This is a genomic window from Patiriisocius sp. (genome assembly GCF_051252435.1).
GTDB lineage: Bacteria > Bacteroidota > Bacteroidia > Flavobacteriales > Flavobacteriaceae > Patiriisocius.
This window is the reverse complement of record NZ_JBPOFW010000001.1, coordinates 69250-94263: the sequence shown is the minus strand read 5'-3', so window position 1 is coordinate 94263 and position 25014 is coordinate 69250. Positions and strand designations below refer to the sequence as shown.

The 25014-nt window shown below is 36.9% G+C and carries 20 protein-coding genes; 11 read left to right on the top strand and 9 right to left on the bottom strand.

Annotated features, from left to right (window positions below; genetic code table 11):
• Positions 1 to 22: 22 nt before the first annotated feature.
• The 4 genes from lptC to ACSHW7_RS00415 all read left to right on the top strand — a co-directional run bounded on the left by lptC (position 23) and on the right by ACSHW7_RS00415 (position 4482).
• Positions 23 to 559 carry an LPS export ABC transporter periplasmic protein LptC gene (gene lptC / locus ACSHW7_RS00430; protein ID WP_435678245.1) on the top strand — a complete coding sequence of 179 codons (537 nt, stop codon included), beginning with the start codon at positions 23 to 25 and terminating at the stop codon, positions 557 to 559.
• The gene (locus ACSHW7_RS00425; protein WP_435677344.1) at positions 549 to 755 is read left to right on the top strand and encodes a hypothetical protein; all 207 of its coding nucleotides are present in this window, start codon (positions 549 to 551) and stop codon (positions 753 to 755) included. Before lptC ends, ACSHW7_RS00425 begins: the two co-directional genes overlap by 11 nt.
• A gap of 225 nt (positions 756 to 980) precedes the next feature.
• Entirely contained in the window at positions 981 to 2177 is a 1197-nt protein-coding gene (locus ACSHW7_RS00420; protein ID WP_435678244.1) for a hemolysin family protein, read from the top strand.
• 181 nt (positions 2178 to 2358) lie between these two features.
• A complete protein-coding gene (locus tag ACSHW7_RS00415) occupies positions 2359 to 4482 on the top strand; it encodes a peptidylprolyl isomerase (protein ID WP_435677343.1) in 2124 nt (707 codons plus the stop codon).
• Positions 4483 to 4557: 75 nt separating this feature from the next.
• On the opposite strand, the gene ACSHW7_RS00410 is transcribed toward ACSHW7_RS00415, so the two are convergent.
• Positions 4558 to 5487: a GYDIA family GHMP kinase gene (locus tag ACSHW7_RS00410; RefSeq protein ID WP_435677342.1), complete on the bottom strand. Its 930-nt coding sequence runs from the start codon at positions 5485 to 5487 to the stop codon at positions 4558 to 4560.
• A 7-nt stretch (positions 5488 to 5494) separates the two neighbouring features.
• Entirely contained in the window at positions 5495 to 6808 is a 1314-nt protein-coding gene (locus tag ACSHW7_RS00405) for a hydroxymethylglutaryl-CoA reductase, degradative (RefSeq protein WP_435677341.1), read from the bottom strand.
• Positions 6809 to 6976: 168 nt separating this feature from the next.
• Here ACSHW7_RS00405 and ACSHW7_RS00400 point away from each other — a divergent pair, with 168 nt between their 5' ends.
• The 4 genes from ACSHW7_RS00400 (at position 6977) to ACSHW7_RS00385 (ending at position 12005) form a co-directional block, all read left to right on the top strand.
• Positions 6977 to 9154, top strand: a complete 2178-nt coding sequence (locus tag ACSHW7_RS00400; RefSeq protein WP_435677340.1) for a S9 family peptidase — start codon at positions 6977 to 6979, stop codon at positions 9152 to 9154.
• A gap of 31 nt (positions 9155 to 9185) precedes the next feature.
• Positions 9186 to 10775: a peptide MFS transporter gene (locus ACSHW7_RS00395; protein ID WP_435677339.1), complete on the top strand. Its 1590-nt coding sequence runs from the start codon at positions 9186 to 9188 to the stop codon at positions 10773 to 10775.
• Positions 10776 to 10886: 111 nt separating this feature from the next.
• A complete protein-coding gene (locus tag ACSHW7_RS00390) occupies positions 10887 to 11444 on the top strand; it encodes a thioredoxin family protein (protein WP_435677338.1) in 558 nt (185 codons plus the stop codon).
• A gap of 18 nt (positions 11445 to 11462) precedes the next feature.
• Complete coding sequence (locus ACSHW7_RS00385) at positions 11463 to 12005, top strand: thioredoxin family protein (RefSeq protein ID WP_435677337.1); 543 nt, start codon at positions 11463 to 11465, stop codon at positions 12003 to 12005.
• Between the two features lie 65 nt (positions 12006 to 12070).
• Here ACSHW7_RS00385 and ACSHW7_RS00380 read toward each other — a convergent pair whose 3' ends face one another.
• From ACSHW7_RS00380 to surE, 5 genes are all read right to left on the bottom strand, one after another.
• Positions 12071 to 14104, bottom strand: coding sequence for a ComEC/Rec2 family competence protein (locus tag ACSHW7_RS00380; protein WP_435677336.1), 2034 nt, complete (start codon positions 14102 to 14104; stop codon positions 12071 to 12073).
• A 155-nt stretch (positions 14105 to 14259) separates the two neighbouring features.
• Positions 14260 to 14775 (bottom strand): C40 family peptidase, encoded by a 516-nt coding sequence (locus tag ACSHW7_RS00375; RefSeq protein WP_435677335.1) that lies wholly within the window; start codon positions 14773 to 14775, stop codon positions 14260 to 14262.
• Between the two features lie 40 nt (positions 14776 to 14815).
• A complete protein-coding gene (gene lpxB, locus ACSHW7_RS00370) occupies positions 14816 to 15928 on the bottom strand; it encodes a lipid-A-disaccharide synthase (RefSeq protein WP_435677334.1) in 1113 nt (370 codons plus the stop codon).
• 192 nt (positions 15929 to 16120) lie between these two features.
• Positions 16121 to 16411, bottom strand: a complete 291-nt coding sequence (locus ACSHW7_RS00365) for a hypothetical protein (RefSeq protein WP_435677333.1) — start codon at positions 16409 to 16411, stop codon at positions 16121 to 16123.
• An 87-nt stretch (positions 16412 to 16498) separates the two neighbouring features.
• Positions 16499 to 17275: a 5'/3'-nucleotidase SurE gene (gene surE, locus ACSHW7_RS00360; protein WP_435677332.1), complete on the bottom strand. Its 777-nt coding sequence runs from the start codon at positions 17273 to 17275 to the stop codon at positions 16499 to 16501.
• Between the two features lie 174 nt (positions 17276 to 17449).
• Here surE and ACSHW7_RS00355 point away from each other — a divergent pair, with 174 nt between their 5' ends.
• From ACSHW7_RS00355 to ACSHW7_RS00345, 3 genes are all read left to right on the top strand, one after another.
• A complete protein-coding gene (locus ACSHW7_RS00355) occupies positions 17450 to 19579 on the top strand; it encodes a carboxy terminal-processing peptidase (protein ID WP_435677331.1) in 2130 nt (709 codons plus the stop codon).
• 91 nt (positions 19580 to 19670) lie between these two features.
• Positions 19671 to 20777 (top strand): ABC transporter permease, encoded by a 1107-nt coding sequence (locus ACSHW7_RS00350; RefSeq protein ID WP_435677330.1) that lies wholly within the window; start codon positions 19671 to 19673, stop codon positions 20775 to 20777.
• Between the two features lie 3 nt (positions 20778 to 20780).
• Positions 20781 to 21599: a DNA/RNA non-specific endonuclease gene (locus ACSHW7_RS00345; protein ID WP_435677329.1), complete on the top strand. Its 819-nt coding sequence runs from the start codon at positions 20781 to 20783 to the stop codon at positions 21597 to 21599.
• A 292-nt stretch (positions 21600 to 21891) separates the two neighbouring features.
• Here the strand turns inward: ACSHW7_RS00345 and rodA are convergent, their stop codons facing one another.
• Positions 21892 to 23145: a rod shape-determining protein RodA gene (gene rodA / locus ACSHW7_RS00340; RefSeq protein WP_435677328.1), complete on the bottom strand. Its 1254-nt coding sequence runs from the start codon at positions 23143 to 23145 to the stop codon at positions 21892 to 21894.
• A complete protein-coding gene (gene mrdA / locus ACSHW7_RS00335; protein ID WP_435677327.1) occupies positions 23145 to 25010 on the bottom strand; it encodes a penicillin-binding protein 2 in 1866 nt (621 codons plus the stop codon). Before mrdA ends, rodA begins: the two co-directional genes overlap by 1 nt.
• Between the last annotated feature and the right edge of the window lie 4 nt (positions 25011 to 25014).

The window sequence follows — 25014 nt, the reverse complement described above, 5'->3', positions numbered from 1 at the left end:
ATCACATATATTTAAAAGCGTGATGGCCATAATATTGGTCATCACGCTTTTTGCGTGTGATGATAATTATAAAAATAAACAAAAGCTATCCATTAGCGATATGGCACCACTAGCTATTGGAGTTGATATCAATGTGAAATATACAGATAGCGGAAAGGTCATGACTAATTTGTTGTCGAAAAAACTGATAGATTTTTCAAACTACACATTTCCATATCAAGAATTTCCTGATGGTGTTGAAGTACGATTTTGGGAAGATGAAAAAATGAGTACCGTGACCGCAGATTATGCCATTCGGTATGAAGAAACTGGTATTATTGATATGCGAGAAAATGTAAAAATCATTACAAGTGATAGCTTGGTTTTGAGTGCAACACAATTGTATTGGGACCAGAACAATCAATGGGTTTTTACGGATCAACCTTACCAAATTAAATTTAAAGACGGCTCCTATAACGATGGTGGTCAATTTGACTCCAGCCAAGATTTTACAGAGTTTATCTCGCTAAAAAACAAAGGGGTTCAACTAATCGACAAAAAAGAAACAGATGGGAAGTAGCATTTATAAAATTTTTGAATACGCCTACATAGCGATGGCAATTTTTTCACTTTGGCTGGTCTATACAAACTGGAATGACAATCGCGGCCGTGCTTATTTATTTGTCTTTTTTGCCGTCGTTGCAGTGTTTATGTTCTTTTTCAAGCGTCGTTTTCGCAAGTCGATTGAAAAGCGTAATAATGATTTGAATAAGTAGAAATTTCTTTTTCGCTTCGGAAATTTCAAGGGTGAAAGTAATTTAGGCAATTGCATATATTGCAGGTCGATTTCTGTTATTTCCATTTGAAAACTTCATTTTTCAGTTTTCAAATTTGATTTCAATTTCATTCCATATCTTTACAATAACAAATAATCCCAATCATTGGAATACCATTCAATCATAATTGTCCTTTCGCTTATCTTCTCTGCGTTTTTTTCGGGGATGGAAATAGCGTATGTTTCTTCAAACAAAATCCATATTGAGATTGAGAAAAAGCAAAATGATTTTCTCGCCGGGATACTCAAAAAAATAACCAAAAGACCCTCTAAGTTTATCGCCACAATGCTTGTGGGGAATAATATTGCGCTCGTTGTGTATGGGTTTTTTATGGGGGAATTGTTAATGAGATACATCCCTATTGATGGGGCGAGCGGCTTATTGATTCAGACGGTAATTTCAACTTTGGTAATCTTGTTGACTGCTGAATTTCTACCCAAAGTATTTTTCCAAATCTATGCCAATAGCTTGATAAAAATCTTTGCAATTCCCGCCTATTTCTTTTATGTGTTCTTCTCGTTTATTTCTGAATTCATTATTTGGATTTCAGACCTTGTCCTCAAATATATATTTAAAACCGAAGGAGATACGGTGCAGTTAAGTTTCAGCAAACTGGAGTTGGGTAACTACATTACGGAGCAAATGGAAGCCGTAGAAACCGAAGATGAAATAGATACCGAAATCCAGATTTTTCAAAATGCACTGGACTTTTCCGAAATAAAATCGAGAGAAGCAATGATACCGAGAACCGAGGTGGTTGCTGTGGAGTTGACCACGACACCTCAAGAATTGAATACTCTTTTTACTGAAACGGGACTGTCAAAAATCCTCGTTTATAAAGAAAATATTGATGACATTGTAGGATATGTTCACTCTTTCGAACTTTTCAAAAAACCTCAAAGTCTAACAAAGGTTTTAACCCCCGTTATTTTTGTTCCTGAAACTATGCTCTGCAAAGACGTTTTAAATATTCTTAGTAAAAAGCGTAAGAGTATTGCCGTTGTTGTTGATGAATATGGCGGAACTAGTGGGATTATAACCGTAGAAGATATTATCGAAGAATTATTCGGTGAAATTGAGGATGAACACGATGGTATTGGTCTGGTTGAAGATGAGTTGGGAGAGGGGCACTACCATTTTTCGGCGAGACATGAGGTGGATTATCTCAACGAAACGTATAAACTACAACTTCCGGAGAATGAAAACTATGAGACGCTCGGAGGAATGATTGTAAACTTTACAGAAGGAATACCTCAAAAAGATGATAAAGTAATTATTGGAGACTACGAATTCAATATCCTCGACGTATCAAACACAAAAATTGAATTAGTGGAGCTAAAGCCAGCAAAACCGTTGGATTAACCTTGTTTTTTGTTTTATTATAGCGGTTTTGATCTAGTATTATTTCCGAAGAAAAAAACTCCCTTATTTTATCTTCAATTTTTTATACAAACTTTTTTTATTAATGCAGGGAAAATGGTATTTTCGCCCACTAAATTAATGTGATGCTGTGTGTTGAGCAGCTTAAAAATTATCCCGAACGATGGCAATTTTAAATAGTATTAGAAAAAGAGGAGTTTTCCTTATTATCATTATAGCACTAGCGCTTTTCTCTTTCATCCTTGCAGATGTAATTAGAAATGGTGGTCTTTCTTCTGAAAAATCATTGACGACGGTAGCAACCGTAAATGGTGAAGAACTTACGCGAGACGACTTTATGAAAAAAGTAGAGCAGTCGCAGCGCACATTAGGACCAAATGGTTCAACGGCACAAGCGATGAATGTGGTTTGGGACCGTGAATTGCGTTCGGTTTTACAAAACCAACAATACGAAAAATTAGGACTTACTGCACAGCAAGACCAAATAAACGCTTCGCTCGAAACTGCTTTGGCTTCAAACCCTACGTTTCAAGATGTGGATGGAAATTACAGCCCTGCTAAAGTGCAAGAGTATATTGCAGATGTGCAACGTAACAATCCTACGGCATACCAACAATGGTTGGATTATGAAAACGGTATTAAAGACAACATCTTACAAACACAATATTACAACTTGATCAAAGCGGGAATGAGAAGCACTTTGAGTGAAGGTGAACAACAATATCGTTTTGAGAATGACAAAATAGATATGCAGTATGTGTATGTTCCTTACACAAAGATTCCTGATACAGATGTAACGGTAAGCGATTCTGAAATTGCAACATACATAAAAGCTAATCCAGCAGATTTTGAAGTACAACCACAGATTGACTTGCAATACGTTTCTTTTTCTGAAAAGCCATCTGAAGAAGACATAGAGGCTGAACAAGTAAAAATTGCTGCATTATTAAATACTAGAATAGATTACAACAGTTTGACAAAAACGAATGATACAATACTTGGATTAAAGAATACAACAAAGTATGCTGAGTTTGTAAACGCTAATAGTGACGTTGCTTATAATGATAGAGTCTGGTTCAAAAAAGATTTACCAGAAAATATAGCAGATACACTTTTTAACATGAACGAAGGAGACATCTACGGTCCTTATCGTCAAGACAATACTAATAATTTGACTAAAGTGATTGAGGTAATGCGTTTGCCAGACTCAGTACAGTCAAGCCACATGTTAATTCGTTACCAAGGAACGTTACGCGCAAGTGATGCAATAACGCGCTCTAAGGAAGATGCTAAAAAATTAGCAGACAGTATAAACGCAGTTGTAAATAAAACGCCAAGTAAATTTGAAGAATTAGCACAACAATTTTCTGATGACAAATCAAATAGCGAAGACGGAGGGGATTTAGGATATTCTGGTCCAGGTAGAATGGTGCCAGCTTTCAACGACTTTATCTTTGAAAATACACCAGGTACTATAGGTGTTGTTGAAACAGATTTTGGTTTCCACGTTGTAAAAGTGGGTGAGCAGAAAAATATGCAAAAAGCTATCAAAGTTGCTACAATTACAAAAGAGATTGAAGCATCTGAATCAACATTGAACGACGTATTTGCAAAGGCATCTAAATTTGAAGTGGCTTCTCAAAAGGGTGATTTTGTTGAGGTTGCAAAAGAGCAAGACCTTGGATTGAAACCAGTAAACAAAATAAGCAACATGGATGCTAATATTCCTGGTGTTGGTAATAATCGTGCCATCGTAAAATGGGGATTTGAAGAAAATACTGAAGTTGGAGACGTTAAAAGATTCAGCACTTCAGATGGATATGTGATTGTGCAACTTACACGTAAAAGTCCAAAAGGTCTTATGAGCGTTGCTGAAGCTAGTGCAGTAGTTACCCCTAAATTGCGTAACGAAAAGAAAGCTGAAAAAATAAAAGCTGGTATCTCAGGCGATGATTTAAATACAATTGCTACAAGTCAAAGTGTAACCGTACAAACTGCAACAGCAGTGACTATGGCAGCACCCACAATTCCTGGAGCAGGAGCAGAGCCTAAAGTTGTAGGAGCGGCTTTCGGAAAAATGGTAGGTGAAACTACTGGATTGATTGATGGGGAAAAAGGAGTGTTTAAAGTTAGGGTTACAGCTGTAAATCCAGCGCCGGGACTTGAAAACTATGCTACGTATTCAAACCAATTGAACAACGCTGCAACTCCAACAATAAACACAAAAGTATATCAGGCACTTAAAAATGCTTCTGATATTGAAGATAACAGAGCAAACTTTTTCTAAGATTTTTTAGAAATTGGTAATAAATTAAAAAGCCTTTTCAGAAATGAAAAGGCTTTTTTTTTGATACTTACAGAACTATTTATTTCTGAAATTTAACGAATCATTTTTCAATATCATTTCCTCAAAAGCAATTATGGTTTCATATCCTTTTGACTTGAAATAAAGCATGTCATTTTTAGTTCCGGTTACCAAAACAAAATCGCCGCCCCAAGCACCCAGGCTTTTAATTGTTTTTGGATAGTCGCTAAATAATCTAGCTTTAACAGTAGGTTGTTGTATGATTTCTGAAATGAGAACTTCATGCGCATTCAGTAATGCTTCAAAATCACCTAAACTATAGCACATTAAAAGTTTAGTGCTTAAGTCTGAAATTTGCTGTAATTGCTTATCGTTAACTAATGAATTCTTATACGCAGCAATCCCTTCTTTACTGTCCTGTTTTTGATTGAGGTGCACAAAGAAAATAGCATCTTTGAAATCCCAATTGAGATGTACTTCTCTTATTTCTTGTCGTTTTTCAGTCTTAGTGTAAAATATAGGCTTGTTATGCTGTGCTGCGGCAATATCGTAGCCACTACCTCCAAAACTTTTTTCAAGCAACTCAAAGGCGTTTATAGACGCCCATTGCGCAATGTTATTGATGAGTGTAGAAGAAGTTCCCAATCCCCAACTTTGGTCAAAATCAAGGAGCGTGGTGACCGAATATCCCATTTCCGAATTTAAAAATTGCGGGTTTAAGTTTCTTGCTACCTTTAAAATATTGCTCAGCGTTTTAATTTCTTTTGAGGTTTTCTTTGAGCGAAAATCTGCCAACTCAAAATGTGCTTTAAACCAACAAAAGTTATCCTTATCAAAACTCTCCCAATAAAGACCTGCTTTGTCTATCTTTTCAACTTTTAAAGATTGCCCAAATTTTGTGGGTACAGCAAGTGCCGTAGCTCCATCGAGCACCACATATTCCCCTGTGAGGAGTAATTTACCGTTGCTGTAATACGTTTTTTTCAATAGTAAATTAATTTCGTTGAGCTGCTATAAAATCTACCACCGCACTGTGTGACACTTGATGATTTTTAAAATAATCAATAGCTTTATTCTTCTCTATTTCCGAAGCATTTAAACCATTTAAGATATTCATTAGATGCATTTTCATATGTCCTTTTTGAATTCCTACGGTAACCAGTGACCTGAGAGCGGCAAAGTTTTGCGCCAAGCCAGCAACAGCAATAATTTCCATTAATTGCTTGGCGTTGGGTTTTTGTAGTAAGCTAAATGAAAATTTCACAAGAGGATGTAGATTTGTGAGTCCGCCCACCGTACCAAGTGCCAGCGGAAGTTCAATCCAAAATTTAAAAATACCATTTTCCGCACTCGCGTGCGTCAAACTTGTGTACTTCCCATCTTTTGACGCATATGCATGCACACCGGCTTCAACGGCTCTAAAATCGTTTCCTGTGGCAAGGATGACGGCATCAACGCCATTCATAATTCCTTTGTTATGAGTCACTGCGCGTCTTGGTGTTGCTTTTGCAATGGCTACGGCACGCACAATTTTATTTGCAAAGGTTTCGCCATCCAATCCCTCAACGCTCAATTGCGAAACCGGACAACTCACTTCGGCTCTCACAAGACATTCAGGAACATAGTTTGATAGGATGCTCATGACAACCTCTGGAAAAGCTTCGGAAATTTTAAAAGGTTGAAATGATTGTGCTTCATTTTTAAAAGTGCTGGCGATTACTTCCAGACAACTGTTAATGAAATTTGCTCCCATGGCATCACCAGTTTCAAAAGTGCAGTGGAGTTGGAAATATCCTTTTAAGGTTTCGGTCGCGTCAATAAGTTCTATATCGAGAAGACCGCCACCTCTTTTTTTCATATTTTTTTGGATGGTGTCGATACTGGAAATTAATGTGGGTTTGATTTCAGAAAAATAAGCTTTAAGGTCAGTTACATTTCCGAAGAAATTAAAATGAACCTGCCCGTTTTTAATCGTTGTAATAACCTGTGTTTTAAAACCTCCTTTGTTGAGCCAAAATTTGGCAGCATTACTAGCGGCAGCTACCACAGAGCTTTCTTCAATGACCATGGGTAAGGTGTAAAGGGTCTCGTTTATTAGAAAATTAGGTGCAACGCCATAGGGTAAGTAGTAATTTGAAATGGTGTTTTCAATGAAATCGTCGTGCAATTTCTGCAGTGCTTCGTCGCTGTTCCAATATTTTTTTAATATAGTAATTGATTGAGAATCACCTGCGAGGTAGTTTGCAGCGAGCCATTCAATTTTTTGTTCTTTGGTTTTTTTATGAAATCCAGAAACCGGGTTTACCATAGATAGGTTTTTGAGAGTGACAAAGATAGGGGATAGATTTTGAAATTTATGAATGTATATTGAACCAAATTGTATTAGAATTTGAATGATTCCTTACGTATTTAACAGCCCAATTACCTAAAATTTCATTAAATTTTACTAAACTTGTCATAACAAAATTTTAACAATTTGAAGCAGTCAATTCTTTCCGCATTAGTTTTTTTATTTCTTGTTACTTTTTCCACGCTTACGGCGCAAAATAAAGATATCACCGTTGAAGATATTTACGGTGGTACGTTTAGGGCAGACCGCCTTGATGTGCTGCGTTCTCTAGAAAATGGAAAAGAATATGCCGTACTCAATTATAGTAGACAAGATGCCGCGTCAACAGTGGATGTTTACGATTATAAGAGTGGCGAAAAAGTGCGCACGCTTGTTTCATCTAAAGATTTGGATGGGATAGATTACATTATTTCTTACGATTTCAACAGTGACGAATCAAAGTTGATTCTTGCTACGCAACTAGATCAAGTATATCGCAGATCTGCTTTAGGTACCTATTATATTTACGATATAAAGAGTAAGAAATTGTCTAAAATTTCAGAAGATAAAATTCAAGAGCCTATTTTAAACAATGCAGGAACAGAAGTAGCTTACGGTTTTGAAAATAATATTTATATCAAAAATTTGAATTCTGGGAGAGTAACTCAGGTAACCAACGACGGACTTAAAAATAGCGTGATCAATGGTATTACAGATTGGGTGTATGAAGAAGAATTTGCGTTTGTTCGCGCTTTTGATTGGAGTGCAGATGGCAAACACATAGGTTATATTAAATTTGACGAGAGCGAAGTGCCACGTTTTTCAATGGATGTCTACGGAAAAGAGCTGTATCCTAACCCTCAGGTTTTTAAATACCCAAAAGCAGGTGAACCCAATGCGAAAGTATCCCTACATATTTACCATGTGGATGCAGGAAGTACAAAAGATATTGATCTCTCAAAATATAATAGTTATTATATTCCTAGGTTAGAATGGACAAAGGATAAAAATGTTTTGAGTGCACAATTAACGAACAGAAAACAAAACGTTGTTGATCTTGTTTTTGTTGATGCAAAGACTGGAAATACCTCCTTAGTGCGTCAAGAAAAAGATGATGCTTATGTTGATATTACTGATGACTTAACATTTTTTGATGACAATAGTTTTATATGGACTAGCGAACGCGATGGCTGGAATCATATTTATTATTTTGATAAAAATGGAAAGCAAAAATATCAAGTTACAAAAGGTAATTGGGAGGTAACGAGCTATTACGGTTATGATGAGAAAACCAATAAAATTTTCTACCAAAGCACAGAAAACGGAAGCATCAATCGCGATGTTTATAGCATTTCATTGGACGGCACAAATAAGAAAAGATTGAGTACGGGAACAGGAACGAATGGCGCAGACTTTAGCGCTGATTATAGTTGTTTTATTAACTCTTTCCACAATACAACCACGCCGTACACTTTTACATTGAATGATAGTAAAACAGGAAACGTTGTAAGAGAGATTATTAATAACGCGGCATTGAAAGCGAAAACGGAGGAGTATAAAATGTCTCCAAAAGTATTTTCAACGATTAATGTGAATGGCTACGACTTGAATATGTACACCATTAAGCCGCTAGACTTTGACCCAAACAAAGTGTATCCATTATTTATGTATCAATATTCTGGGCCAGGTTCTCAAAATGTTGCGAATAAATGGGATACATCAAATGATTACTGGCATCAAATGTTGGCACAACAAGGCTATATTATAGTATGTGTGGATGGAAGAGGTACTGGATTAAAAGGGCGCGACTTTAAAAAAATGACTCAAAAGGAATTAGGTAAATTAGAAGTGGAAGATCAAATTGCTGTTGCTCAAAAATTGGGTCAAGAGCCTTATATAGACGCAAATAGAATTGGTATTTGGGGATGGAGTTATGGAGGTTTTATGTCCAGTAATTGTTTATTTCAAGGAGCAGATACATTCTCAATGGCAATCGCTGTGGCTCCAGTAACAAGTTGGAGATATTATGATACCATTTACACAGAGCGTTACATGACTACACCTCAAGAAAATGCGAGTGGATATGATAATAATTCGCCAATTTCTCACGTCGATAAATTAGAGGGAAAATTTTTATTAGTTCATGGTAGCGCAGATGACAATGTGCATGTGCAAAACTCTATGCAATTAGTGGAAGCACTCATTCAAGCAAAAAAACAATTTGACTGGCGTATGTACCCAGACAAAAATCATGGAATTTATGGAGGCTATACTCGCATTCATTTATATAATATGATGACCGATTTTATTAAAAACAACTTATAATAACCAATTATTAATTAATACTCAATATTACATGGAATTTAAATTTGGAGGTTCAGAAACAAACCAAAAAACGGTGCTAGGGCATCCGTCAGGTTTATTTGTATTGTTCTTTACTGAAATGTGGGAACGATTTTCTTACTACGGAATGCGTGCTTTATTGGTACTATTTTTAGTATCCTCAATGTTAGATGAAGGATGGGGATGGGAACGTGCTGATGCTCTTTTATTATATGGATGGTACACAGGACTTGTTTATATCACTCCAATCTTTGGAGGACTGATAGCAGATAAACTTACTGGATACCGAAATGCAGTCGTAATTGGTGCTCTATTAATGACCTTAGGTCACGCTGCAATGGCGCTTGAAGTTTTTTCAGACCCATTTTTCTACGTAGGACTAGGACTGTTGATTATTGGAAATGGAATGTTTAAGCCAAATATTTCTTCTATGGTGGGTCAATTATATTTGAATCAAGGAAAGGAAAAGGATGCAGGTTATACTATATTTTACATGGGGATTAATGCCGGTGCGTTCTTGGGTATTTTATTATGTGGTTATATAGGTGAATCTGTAGGCTGGCATTATGGATTTGGGCTTGCGGGTGTTTTTATGTTCTTTGGTATGTTGCAATTTTATTTTGCACAGGGGATATTTGGTCGTATTGGTCTTTCTCCTCAGAAAACACAAGATTTTGATGATGCTATTGAAAACACTTTGGATGATGCTAAGGATGCCATTGAAGACACTGTGGAGGATGCAAAATCTAGTTTAGTAACTAGAGATAGATTGATAGTGATTGGGGTCTTGGCATTCTTTACTATTTTCTTTTGGTGGGCATTTGAACAAGCCGGTGGTTCTATGACTATTTTTGCAGCAGATTATACGGATAGAATATTAGTAGGTAGCGGAGCACTTACATTTAAAATATTTAATACAGTACTTACAATAGTTCCAATGTTAATCATAACCTGGGTTCTTGGAATGTTGTTTAAGCAGACCTATGCAAAATATGCACTTTCTAATATTCTCCTCGGAACCAGTTTTGTAATTATTTGGGGAATTGTTATATGGATGCTTGTAAGAGAATTTAATGCAGATGTAGCTGAAGTAAAAGCATCTTGGTTTGGTATTTTAAACTCATTCTTTATTATCGCGTTTGCGCCATTGTTTTCTAAATTATGGCAGAGTAAATACAACCCGTCTGGACCTGTTAAGTTCGCTATTGGATTAATATTATTAGGTCTTGGATTTGGAATATTAGCGTATGGATCTATAAATATTCCTTTGGGAGCTAAAGAAGCATCAGTAAGTATGATGTTCTTGGTCTTTGCATACTTATTCCACACGCTAGGTGAACTTTGTGTTTCTCCTGTGGGTCTTTCTTATGTTAGTAAATTAGCTCCAGTAAAATTAGTTGGATTGATGTTTGGAGTTTGGTTCGTAGCTAATTTTATCGCGAATACGGCTGCGGGTATTACGGGTAGTTATATGGATCCAATCCTTGAAGAAAAAGGACTTGCGTATTTCTTTATGATATTTACGTTAATACCTATTGGAGCAGGAGTTTTAATGCTGATACTCAACAAAACTTTAATTAAGAAGATGCACGGCATTCGATAACCATCACAATTAATTAGTATAAAAAACGTTCCCTTTTGTGGAACGTTTTTTGTTATTTTTAAATTTGATAAACGTCTTATTATTAAATTTCCATCATTTAGGCTCATGAATATGAAACAAATCACACTCTTATTTTTACTTTTTATTGTAACATCGGTTAATGCTCAAAAGGGCATCAATTGGTTATCCATGAATGATGCGCTTGCCATTCAAGCCCAAGAGCCAAAACCCATATTTATAGATATGTACACCTCATGGTGCGGACCTTGCAAGATGTTAGATAGAAATACATTCAGCAATGCAGATGTGATTGATTATATTAATACTCACTTTTATGCCGTTAAATTTAACGCGGAGGGCGACGAACCGGTATCGTATATGGGAAATGATTTTGGAAATCCCAGCTATAACCCAGCAAATGCAAAACGACGTAACTCACAACATTCTTTCGCTAGACACATGAGTATTAAGGCATACCCTACAGTTGTTTTCTTAAATGAAAAAGGCGAATTGTTAACTACCGTAAAAAGCTATCGTACGCCACAGCAATTAGAATTATATCTCAAACTTTTTGCAACAGGAGACTATAAAAAATTAAAGTCCAACGAAGAATTTGCAACGTACACTGACAACTTTGTACCTCAGTTCAAAGAAGAGAAAGGAAAGTAACTGACTAAAAAAGCAACTATGAAATATATATTTTCACTTTTATTATTATGCTCGATTGCAAATCTATCTGCCCAGGATAAAATCAATTGGATGACCATGGATGAGGCGCTCGCGGCTCAAGAAAAAAATCCAAAAAAGATTTTTATGGACGTATATACAAAGTGGTGCGGACCTTGTAAAATGCTAGATAAAAACACATTTAGCAATAAAGACTTAATTAAATATGTAAATAAAAACTTTTACGCAGTTAAATTTAATGCTGAAGGACCAGACCCAATCACATATCAAGATTTTACCTACACAAATCCCCAATACCGCGATGATCGCAAAGGTAGAAATGCAACCCATTTTTTTGCTGATGCTTTGAAACTGGCAGGCTATCCCAGTCTTGTCTTTTTTGAGGACAACGGAAATTTAATACAATCGGTACCAGGTTATAAAACACCCCAACAGCTGGAATTATACTTAAAAATGATTGCAAGCGATGATTATAAAGAAGTAACCACAGCGGCCAAATGGCAAGAATATCAAGACAATTTTAAAAGTAAATTTAAGGGATAAATAAACATTTAGAACTTAATTAAAAGCCTATCATATTTTTTTGAAATTTGATAGGCTTTTAATATTTACTCACCACTCAAAACAAACGCCCCGTCTTTCCCCGTGTGATGAAACGGAATACCTCTCATTTCGCAGGTGGCTTTCCATCTTCCAACACTAGAATGATAGTTACTTCCGTCCGCAATAATTTGTAGTGGTTGTAGGCTATCGATTACTCTAGTGAGATTTATTTTTGGACTTTCGGTAAAGATGATTATTGGTCTTTCTGAAATTTTTGGGTAAACCCCTAAACTATCAAGAATGATAATTGGAGTATTGTTGTATTCAAAATATTTCGGGAGTTTTTCTTCTTTTACTTCGGAAATATAATTGGCAACGCTGAAACTTTTTAAAGGATATATAGATTGGTATTTTGTAGTTGTATCACTTTTAAACAGTCTCATTTCCGAAGCCTGTTGTATTCCAATAATCGTTTTTCTACTTTTCTGAAATATAACGAGCTTGTTTTCCAAATGCTGTTGGCTATCTGCTATAAATGTCAAGATACAGAAGGCAACTGCAACTAAACTCAAGATGAGTCTTTTTCCTGTTGTTCGATACCAAAATAGGAGTAGCGCGATGATGAGAAAATAAAAGGCAAACACATTCCATTTTGAAAACGGAATATCCCGAAACAGAAAGCTATCCTGCGCGGCAACCCAACCAATAAACCCATTCATTTGTTCGATAATCCAACCGTAACTTGTTGCGATAAAATCTGGTAACATGCCGATGGCTGCTAGAATTAAAACAATAATTCCAATACCCAAAATGAGACCTAAAAAAGGCAATACAATAATATTTGTGATAAAAAATAGTCCCGGAAATTGATGAAAATAATAAATACTCAAAGGTAAAATTCCCACTTGCGCGGCGAGTGTGACGGTTAAAATTCCCCATGCTTTTCTTTTAATATAATTGCGTGGCATGTAGTAGCTGTAAAGTTTTGGCTGAATAAGAATGATTGATAACACAGCTAGATAACTTAATTGAAAGCCTACATGAAACACCCACAACGGATTGTAAAAAAGTAAAATAATAAATGAAAGTGCTAATGTATTCATCGTTGCCGAACGTCTATTTAAAAGTCCTGCAAAAGCCAAACAAGAAAACATTGTCACCGCTCTACAAACCGATGGCGATAATCCTGTGATAAATGCAAAAACCCAAAGGCAAAGTACAATCAATAAACTCCTAAAAAGTTCGCCGCGTTTGATTCTTATTAGCGGTCTAAATATAAATTGTAAAATGAAAAATATAATCCCCACATGTAATCCAGAAACTGCTAAAATATGGATGGCTCCGGCAGCGGCATATTCGGCATAGAGGGTTTTATCGAGGTCTCTTTTTTGCCCCAAAACAAGCGCTTGAATGATGGCTTGTTCTCTCTGCCCAATGGGAGTTTCTTTCAATTTGCCAATTATGAATGTGCGTGACTTTTCTGCTAATCCGCGGAGGGTTGCGCTCGCTTTTTCGGTGAACGCGATTTCATTGTTTTTAATTCTTAATTGATGATACACCCCTAAGCTCTGCATGTATTTCTGGTAATCAAACTGGTCGGGATTTAAGGGTGCATTAATAGCTGCTGCGGTAGATTTTATTAGAATTCTTGTATCGATTTCTAGTTCTGGGTTAATAGTGTCTTTTTGAATGGTAACGAGCACATTTCCTTTGGTAGGTTGGCCATTTATAGATTCAACAGTGGCGATGTATTTTGAATTATAGGTGTTGGGTTTTAGGATTTCTGAAATAGTAATTTGATATAACATTTCAGTGTTTAAATCGACAGTGTGGCTATAATGTTCGGGTTTAAATTGAGGTTGGGTTTGTTGGTATTTATAACTTCCTAAGAAGAAAAAGAGAAGGAGTAGTACGGTTCCAAAAAGCGTATTTGGAAAGAGTTGTTTTCTAGCAACGAGCACGGTGATGCCCAGTAATAATAACAAAATGGCAACGACGGGAAAGAATGAAATTGAAATTTCCGAAGCGAATATCCCCGCAATTATCCCAAAAAGATATGCGATTGAAACTTGTAAGATTGTGGAGTTGATAAACTTCAAAAGGGCATATTTTGATGCCACTATATAAAAGGGAAGTTTTTAAAGATACGTAATTTACTTAAAAGTTTGTATGGTTGAGCAAAGTCGAAACCTCTTTGAAACAAAAAATTTTAGATGCAGTATGCAGAAGTAATTTTGATAAATAGATTAAAATATTACAAAATAGTCCTTACCTCAACAAATGAATTTTTCCAATAAGCTTCGTCGAGGGAAGAGATAATAACACCTCGCGAGGTGGTAGAGTGAATGAACATGAGTCCATTTCTGCCAGTATCGACAACCAATCCCACGTGATTTATGCTACTACTGTTTTTGCCTGTTTTAAAAAAGACAAGGTCGCCTTCTTTGGCCTTATCAATTGAAATTCTTTCACCGCGTTTCGCCATATCACGTGACGAGCGAGGTAGCTCAATGTTTTCATTAGCAAAAGCTGTAAACACCAATCCCGAGCAGTCCATCCCGCTGTTTGTTGTGCCGCCATATTTGTAACGTGTGCCCTCAAATGTTTTTGCAAAATCTACAATACTCCTTGAAGCGCCTCTGTTACTTGATCTTGAAATGGTAACATTCCTTTCGGTTTTTGTTTTCGATGGACGAGAGGTTGAACCTTTTGAACTTCCGCAGGAAGCTAGGAAAATAGATAAAAGGAGGATGTAAAGTTTTTTAGGCATATAAGATGAGGTTTGCTATATTAACAAAAAATTAAGAAAACTATTGTATTGCTTCAATAATTAATTGGGCCGTTTTCTCGCTGGCACCTTTTCCGCCGAGTGCTTTTTCGAGGTCATAATACTCTAAAAACAGTTTTGCGCGTTCATATTCGTCAAGGATTTTAGTGAGCTCTTCCTTTAATCGTTTTTTGTTGAATTCTGTTTGAATCAACTCCGTCACTACTTCTTTATCAAGAATTAAATTTACTAAAGAAATATATTTTAAACTAATCACTCGCTTGGCAATTTCATAAGAAATTCGAGATCCTTTATAACAAACCACTTGTGGAATTTTAAACAAAGCAGTTTCCAATGTAGCCGTCCCCGAAGTCACCAACGCAGCATGCGAAACGCTCAATAAATCATACGTTTTGTTGAGCAATAAATACACATTTTTCTTTTTTATAAAAGGCGCATAAAAATCTGCTTCTTGGCTTGGGGCACCAGCGATGATAAATTGATACTCTTTAAAATCTTCGGCTACCGAAAGCATGACCTCCATCATTTTAGAAATCTCTTGTTTGCGACTTCCAGGAAGCAGTGCGATGATGGGACGCTCGTCTAAGTTGTGTTCTTTTCTGAAATTTGCGGGGTCGGTAATTTCTCTATTTGCAATGGCATCAATGAGCGGATGTCCCACAAAATGAACGGGGAAGTTATGTTTGTCCTCATAAAATGTTTTCTCAAACGGAAGGATGACATACATGGCATCAACATCTCTTTTAATGGCTTTTATACGTCCTTCTTTCCAAGCCCAAATTTGTGGCGAAATATAATAGTGAGTTGGGATGTTACGTTGTTTTGCCCATTTTGCAATGCGCATATTGAAGCCTGGGTAGTCAATGAAAATAATGACATCTGGGTTAAAGTCAAATATGTCTTTTTTGCATATTTTAATATTTTTTAAAATCGTGTTGAGGTTCATTATAACTTCAATGAACCCCATAAACGCTAACTCGCGGTAATGTTTTACTAATGTACCGCCTTGTTCCTGCATCAAATCGCCACCCCAATACCGTAGCGTGGCATTTGGGTCTTTGGCTTTGAGTTGCTTCATTAGGTTTGCACCGTGCAAATCTCCTGAGGCTTCTCCTGCGATGAGGTAGTATTTCATTTGTTTTTAATTATTCTTTCCGATGAAATATTAATGCCACTAAAATACGCATTGTGTTTTCAAAAATTGGATTTCATGTGTGTTTCTGAAATAAAAAAATTGAATAATCATTTTTTTGATTCAAATTGGATGAGATTTCAACTCCGTTGGTGATACTTCTTAAAACGGTGAGATTTTGAAATTTTTTAGCAATCAACTAAAATAAACCACATAAGCCACAATCGCAGTAATAAACGTTGCCATAATAACACCACGTGCTCTGTATAGCTTGTTCTTGTTTAAAAATAGGAAAAACACACCCAAGTTGGGCAATGCGCCTAAAGTTAAAATTGACCATGATGTTCCACTAGCGATATAAAACTCGTACGTTTCCATAAAGGACATTCCCTTAATCCCAGAAACGATGGCAATGCAAATAATAACACCCACAAGGTTAGCCAAAATCCCCGTTACAAAACCAATTAAAATTTCTTTTTTAATCATTTCATTTCCTTTAATTATAGATATTCAAACTTCAAACTTCAAACTTCAAACTTCAAACTTCAAACTTCAAAAATCAACAATCGTTAATTATAACTCCCAAGTGTTAATATCTTTAATAGCGTGATGCGCGGTCATGTCAAATTGCACGGGTACTACAGAAACATAGCCATTTGCGAGTGCCCACTCGTCAGTATCTTCGCCTTTGTCATTATTTATGAATTCGCCAGTCAACCAATAGTAATCACGCCCCAAAGGATTGGTGCGTTTGTCAAATTTTTCCTGCCAATGTGCATTTGCTTGTCGGCAAACCTTTACGCCTTTTATTTTTGATGCCGGGAGTTTTGGGATATTTACATTCAACACAACGCCACTAGGCAAGCCTTGCTCCAGACATTGCTCCACCATCATTTTTATGTATTTTTTTGAAGGTTCAAAGTCGGCTTCAAGAGAGTAATCCAACAATGAAAATCCAATGGCAGGAATACCCACCGTTCCAGCTTCGACCGCGGCGCTCATGGTTCCGCTATAAATTACATTGATGGATGAGTTGCTACCGTGATTAATACCGCTAACACACAAATCTGGTTTGCGGTCGAGCAACTCGTTGATAGCGATTTTCACACAATCTACAGGCGTTCCGCTACAACTGTATTCGGTTTGGGGTTCATCTTTTGTCACTTTTATACGATTACAGTACAAGGTGTCGTTAATGGTTATGGCATGTCCCATGGCACTTTGCGGTGCGTCTGGCGCGACCACCACCACATCGCCAATGGTATTCATGACTTCTATGAGGTTTCTTATGCCGGGCGCGGTGATTCCGTCGTCGTTAGTTACAAGTATTAATGGTTTTTTTTTGCTCATATGTTATTCATTTCCGAAGCAAAAATACGGTTATTACTTCTGAAATTTAAATGAATGAAACTAATTGGTTTTAATTAAGTCTATTAACAAAAGATTAAGCCGTCATTATCCTGTTGGCACGGTTTTTTGTATATTTTTATCAGTCAAATTAAGAAAGAGATGTTTATGCGAATTATGAAAAAGAATTTTAAGATATTACTGCTTACTGTTTTCGTTGCCGCTGCTTCTTGCAGTTTTACAACAAAAAGCTTTGAAGACCCCGATAAAGATAAATTGCTCATTGATCTCATTACGTATGTAATGGATAAATGGCACTACGAACCAGCCGACTTGGATGACGAGTTTTCTGCACAGGTGTATGAAAAGTTTATCGATGGCGTTGATCCTATAAAACGTTATTTTTTAGAAAGCGACATCGCCGAATTTGAAAAGTTTAAATACAATATAGACGACCAAATAAAAGAAAAGGATTTAAGCTTTTTCAATATGGTGTATTCACGTCTCGATAAGCGCATGGAGGACTCAAAAGACATGTACGATAAGGCATTGGCCACTCCTTTTGATTATACCGAAGACGAAATGATAAGTGTAGATTATGATGAATTGGGGTATGCAAAATCCAAAAAGGAGTTAGAGGCTCGTTGGAGACAACAGCTTAAGTTTTCAACCATTTCTAATTATTATGATTTACTTGAAGATGAAAAGAATAAAGCCGAAAAGGAACCAGGTTATACAAAAGTGAGCGATGAAGAACTTGAGGTAAAATCTAGAAATACCACCAAAACCTCGTTGAAAGAATATTTTGAATTTACAGATGATCTTGAACGCAAAGATTATTTTGCAGTGTTCTTGACGACAATCGTTGAACAATTTGACCCGCATACAAATTATTTTGCACCGCCAGATAGAGATCGTTTTGATCAGCGTATGTCTGGAAAGTTAGAAGGAATTGGAGCAAGACTTCAAAAAAAGAATGATTACATAAACATCGTAGAGGTAATTAGTGGAGGCCCTGCTTGGAGAGGCGAACATGTTGAGGTGGGAGACATCATTTTAAAAGTAAAGCAAAGCGATGAGGATAAGGCCACGAGTATTGTGGGGATGCGTATCGACGATGCGGTAAAATTAATCAAAGGCCCTAAGGGCACGAAAGTAACATTGACCATTAAGCGTGTGGATGGAACTATTGAAGATGAAGTCATCACACGTGACGTAGTGGAGATAGCCGAAACGTTTGCCAAATCAACAATAATTGATAAAGGCGATAAGCGTTATGGTCTTATCAACTTACCTTCATTCTATTTTGACATGGAGAATTACAAGGAGAAAAACTCGGCTACAGATGTAAAAGAGGAAATCATCAATCTAAAAAAAGAAGGAGTTGAAGGACTCATTTTAGATTTGAGAGATAACGGTGGCGGATCATTGAGAACCGCTGTTGATATCGCCGGACTTTTCATTAAAGAAGGACCTGTGGTGCAAGTAGCAAGTAGTGGTGGAAACAAAGAAGTATTGAAGGATAAAGATTCAGATTTACTTTGGGATGGACCGTTGGTGATTTTGGTAAATGAGCTTTCAGCTTCCGCTTCTGAAATTTTAGCAGCCGCAATGCAAGATTACAAAAGAGCCATTATCATTGGTAGCACACAAACCTACGGAAAAGGTACTGTACAAAATGTAATAGATTTAAACCAATGGTTACGTAAAAATGATGTTGGTGATATGGGAGCGATTAAGTTGACAACGCAAAAATTTTATCGTGTTAATGGTGGTTCAACACAATTAGAAGGTGTAAAAAGTGATGTTGTGATGCCAGACCGTTATAGTTATTTTGATGTGGGTGAACGTGATTATGACAATCCGCTTCCGTACGATAAAATCTCTGCTGCTAATTACAACGTTTGGGATGGATACATTGATTTTGACAAGACAATCGAAAATAGTAAAAAACGTATTGCAATGAATGAGCAATTAAAGCTTATTGATGAAAATGCAAAGTATATTAAAGAACGTCGCGATGAAATGGATGTAACCCTTAATCTCGAAAAATACAGCGAAGAGATTGCTAAAAACAAAGAAGAGATTAAAAAGTTTGATGCCATTGACGAGTATGACAATAAGTTGAATTACCGTTCGCTCCCAAGCGAAATGGAAACAATGAAGCAGGATACTACCCTTCGTGAAAAGAGAAAAAGATGGCACAAGAGTTTAGCAAAAGATGTGTATGTTGAAGAAGCTGTAAACGTATTGCAAGACCTTAAACTCAACAACATAAAAAGCAAAATGGCGAATATTAAAAACTAATTAGTATTTGATTGTATTTTGAAACCCGCAATGATAAATTTCATTGCGGGTTTTTTGATGCGTCACCCTCAAATTTCCCTAAATTTACTGCGTGGAAACAGCAACCTCTTTATCGCAACTCGCCTTTCGTAGATTTAAGAAAAATCTATGGGGAATGTTGAGCCTGTTTTTTTTGATAACATGTGTGTTTATAGCGATTTTCGCATATGCACTAGCGCCAGACGATAGCCGAAACGCAAACCAAATGCATCTTTCCATCCATTCAAAATCGCCAGGTTTTACTGTGCAAATGCTTACAATTCCTGTGGACGTTGGAAATCAAAATAGCGTGTCTTCTTTTTTCTTCGGAAATAGGAACGCATCTACCGAAATTCCCATTGCTAGTTTTGAGATAACTCAAGACGGAGTGCTAGTTTCAGAATACACCAGCGATGGAACGGCAGGTCTTCAAAAGGAATATGTGTTGTCGCAATTTCCAAAAGTATCTTCTGCTGAAATGATTTCAAAAAAATACATTTCAGAAAAGAAATTCATTTTAGGCACCGATAAATACGGACGTGATTTGCTGAGCCGCATGCTCATTGGTATTCGCATTTCGCTTGCTATTGGTTTTGTTGCAGTTTTTATTTCGTTGGTTATTGGAATTACGCTTGGTGCGATTGCGGGGTATTTTGGAGGTAAAATTGATGCTGCGATTATGTGGGTAATTAATGTAACGTGGTCCATCCCTACATTACTTTTAGTGATTGCAATTACACTTGCTTTAGGAAAAGGGTTTTGGCAGGTTTTTATTGCCGTAGGTTTAACGATGTGGGTGGAAGTGGCGAGAGTGGTTCGCGGTCAAGTGATGGGCGTGAAGCAAATGCAGTTTGTAACAGCAGCACGAGCTTTGGGTTTTAATAATTTCAGAATAATTACAAAACATATTTTACCCAATGCAATGGCACCGGTCATTATCATTAGCGCTGCTAACTTTGCGGGAGCCATTTTAATTGAAAGCGGATTGAGTTTTTTAGGAATTGGAGCGCAACCGCCCATGCCAAGTTGGGGTGGAATTATCAAAGACCATTATAGTTATATTATTCTTGGAAAGCCTTATCTGGCGATTATCCCAGGACTTGCGATTATGAGTTTGGTCACTGCTTTTATGCTCATTGGCAATGCACTTCGCGATGCACTCGATGTCAAAGGAACTTAAGTTATGAAGAGAAAATATATGTATCCGTTAGCGGTAATTATCGTAACGGTTGGACTTTATTATGCAAATCAACATGTGGATAATGCGATTGCGCCTTACCCAGAAACGATTGATGGTGATGCTGTGACAGATACATCATTAGAGTTTGGTGTTTCCATGCAACCATCTTCTACAACGGGAGCTATTGTTGAACATGGTAGCTATACATTATCTTATAGCGAACCTCACGAACAAGCAGAATGGGTCACCTACGAATTACAACCAGGCCACATAAAGAAAAACGATTTTAAACGACCTTATTTTATTGAAGACAGAGATGTAAAAACAAAAAGTGCCGATTGGCGTAACTACAAAAACAGCGGTTATGATAGAGGGCACCTATGTCCCGCAGGTGATAGAGGATATGATTACGACAGATATTTTGAAACCTTTCTAACGAGTAATATAAGTCCGCAGGACCATGATTTTAATGCTGGCATCTGGAATAGTCTGGAGCAAAAAGTGAGATATTGGGCTGGTCGATACGATGGCGTTTATGTTATAACGGGAGGTATTTTAAAAAACGGATTAAAGACTATTGGCGAGGAAAGAGTTTCAGTGCCTGAAGAGTTCTATAAAATTGTCGTTGACAAATCAAAAGGGAGATACAAAGTAGCCGCGTTCATTATCCCCAATACACCAACGGATGATTCATTTTATGAATATGTAACTTCGGTGGATGCTATTGAAGCTAAAACAGGGATAGACTTTTTTCCAGCGCTTGATGATGCTATTGAAGATAGGTTAGAGGCTTCCAGTGATTTGAAATTTTGGGAGAAGTAGATTTGAAATAATAAATAGCGTTGTTTCATTACGCCTTCGCATTATTTTTTGTCCAGAAAAAGGTACAAAAAGAATAAAGCTCGCCACCTCGTTTTTACATCAGAAATTTTAAAAATTCAGTTTTGATTTTATAAGGTATAATAATAATTACCGGCATCGAGTCTAACGAAAATAATAGCTTTGTTTGATTACGCCTTCGCATTATTTTTTTGTCCAGAAAAAGGTACAAAAAGAATAAAGCTCGCCACCCCGTTTTTACTTCAGAAATTTTTAAACTCCGGTTTCGATTTTATTAAGTATAATAATAATTACCGGCATCGAGTCTAACGAATATAAAAAGTAGAATAGTGAATCCCCATAGTCCGGAGCCTCCGTAACTAAAGAAAGGGAGTGGTATTCCTACGGTGGGGAATAGACCTGTAACCATGCCAATGTTTACAAAGAAATGGAAGAATAGAATGGCTGCAACGCTGTATCCATACACACGAGCAAACTGGCTTTTCTGCCGTTCCGCCAAGACTAAAAGCCTGACGATTAAAAATACAAATAGTGCTACGACGAGCAAACTGCCCACAAACCCCCATTCTTCGCCCACGGTGCTAAAAATATAATCGGTTTGTTGCTCGGGGACAAAGTTTCCTTTGGTCTGTGTGCCTTCTGTCCAGCCTTTTCCAAACCACCCGCCACTACCAATAGCAATTTCACTTTGGTTGGTATTGTACCCTATACCCTTTGAATCTGTCTCTTTTCCGAGGACAATATTAAAACGGTCGCGGTGTCTTTGCTCAAAAACATTATTAAAGATATAATTAACTGAAAGTGAAAATCCAATACAAGCCAGAGCGATTACGCTATATCGACCAATTTTTGGTTTACGCTTTCTATTCTTTAGATAGACAACAATCGCCGTCGCCACTACAATAACAGAGACCCAAGTTGTGCCAATAGCAAGAGTTCCCACAAAAAGAGATGCGGCAATAAACCCAAATAATAAATATACAAAGTGCAATCCTTCACGATACAACGGAAAAATAAATGCAGCATAAATCAATGCGCTTCCAGGGTCTGGTTGTGGGATTATAAATATGGCTGGTAAAACAATGATAAGAAATGCCCGCAGCTGATGTTTGAATTCTGAAATATTAGTTTGAATATCACTTACATACTTAGCGAGTGCGAGCGCAGTAGCCGCCTTTGCAAATTCTGAAGGTTGTAAACTTGCAGGTCCCAATGCATACCAAGAAGTAGCTCCGTTAATATTTTTTCCGAAGACAAACAATCCCAACAATGACAATAGTGAAATAATATAAATAAGGCTCGAAAAGCGTTCGTAAAATTTGTCGTCGAGCGCGAGAATAAAAATAATGAGGACAATGCTCAAGCAAATCCAAAGTAGTTGCTTAGAATAGATTTGGCTAAAATCAAAAATCCCACCGCCGCCGTCACTATAAGATGCAGAATAAATATTAAACCACCCGATAGTTACCAAGGCCAAAAAGAAAAAAATGGTCAACCAATCAAATTTAAGCGTACGCGTATTTTGCATTATTGGTTGATGTTAAACGGTTGGCCTGAGTATGGTTTTTCATATTCGTCCATAAGACTTCCGTTGAGGACGTATTCTTCCATAGCTTTGAGGGTAATTTCTCCTTTGAGGTATTTTTCAATCATCAAACTAGAAATTCGGCCTGCCCATCTGGAACCCCAAAATCCGTTTTCTACGAATACTGCGATGGCTATTTTAGGATTGTCTTTTGGAGCAAAAGCCACAAAAACAGAATGGTCTGTTAGTTGCATTCTCTTTCCATCAATCTTTGTATAATTTTCTGCAGTTCCAGTTTTTCCACATACCTCGATACCAGGTACTTGCAAAAATGTTGCGGTACCATTTGTAAAAACCTCGCGCATTCCATCAACCACGGGTTGAAAATACTGAGGGTCAATGGTTGTTTTGTTGACTTCTGTATATTGACTTGGGATGGTGTCGTAATCTTGAATATTTTTAATGATATGAGGTTTTATATACCATCCTCTATTAGCAATAGTAGCTGTAAAATTGGCCATTTGAATTGGTGTTAATAAGACCTCTCCTTGCCCAATGGCATTTGAAATTGTCGCCGTTGAATACCAATTATTATCTGGATACATAGCGTTATACGTTTTCGAACTAGGAATTTTACCGCGTTTTCCTGCAGGAAGATCATATCCCATAAATTGTCCTAATCCAAAACTCAACAAGTGATTTCTCCAATTGTCAATCCCTTCCTGAGGTGTGTCGTATTTATCAATAATGCGGCGATAGACAGTACAAAAATATGCGTTACATGATTTTGCAATGCCACCTTCCATGGCCAATGGGCTGCTATGAGCGTGACATCCTAGTTTTCTCCCGCGAGTGCCATAATAATAACCTCCTCGGCAGGAAATAGTTTCTTTTGTGTCTATGACGCTTTCCTGTAATCCAATAAGCGCCGTTAATGTTTTAAATGGCGAACCTGGTGGATATTCGGCCAATAAACCTCTGTCGTATAAAGGTTTCGCCAATGAATCGTAACTTAGTTCGTTATAATTTTGCGAACGTTCTCTGCCCACTAACAGTCCTGGATCAAAATTGGGTGCGGTAACTAATGCAAGAATTTCACCAGTACTTGGTTCGATGGCAACAATACCTCCGCGTTTATTTGTAAACAATTTCTCACCATACGCTTGCAATGCTGCGTCAATGGTTAATGTTATGTCTTTTCCGCGTTGGGGTAGCGTATCATAAATACCATCTTCATACGCTCCAATATCTCTGTTGAATCTATCCTTTTGAATATACTTTACCCCTTTTACTCCTCTTAGGATATCTTCATATTGTTTTTCAACACCTGTCATTCCAATAATTTCTCCCATTTCATAGGCAGGATTTCGGTCTATGATGTATTGGTTTACTTCTCTAATATAGCCTAATACATTTGCCGAATGGTCTACTTCGTAATCACGTAAACTTCGTTTCTGAATAAAAAACCCATCAAATTTGTGAATCTTTTCAGAGAGCGATGCATATTCTTGCTTTGTTAATTGAGGTAAGATAGGCGAGGCGAGTCTTGGCGAATATATCCTCGCTTTTTCTAATTTTGAGATAAATTCCTCCTTTGGTATGTTTAGCATTTTGCAAAATGCAACCGTATCCAGATTTTTAACTTCTCGAGGTATTACCATTACATCATAAGAAGGTTGGTTTTGTACCATCAATTTATTATTGCGGTCAAAAATATAACCACGTTGTGGGTAGTCGTAGACAACTTTAATTGCATTGTTCTCGCTCAATTGTTTGAACGAAGTATCATAAATTTGAAGATAGAATAACCTCCCGGCGAACACCACGCCAGTAATCATAACAAGTAGTAAGAGTAAAAATTTTCTCAACGAG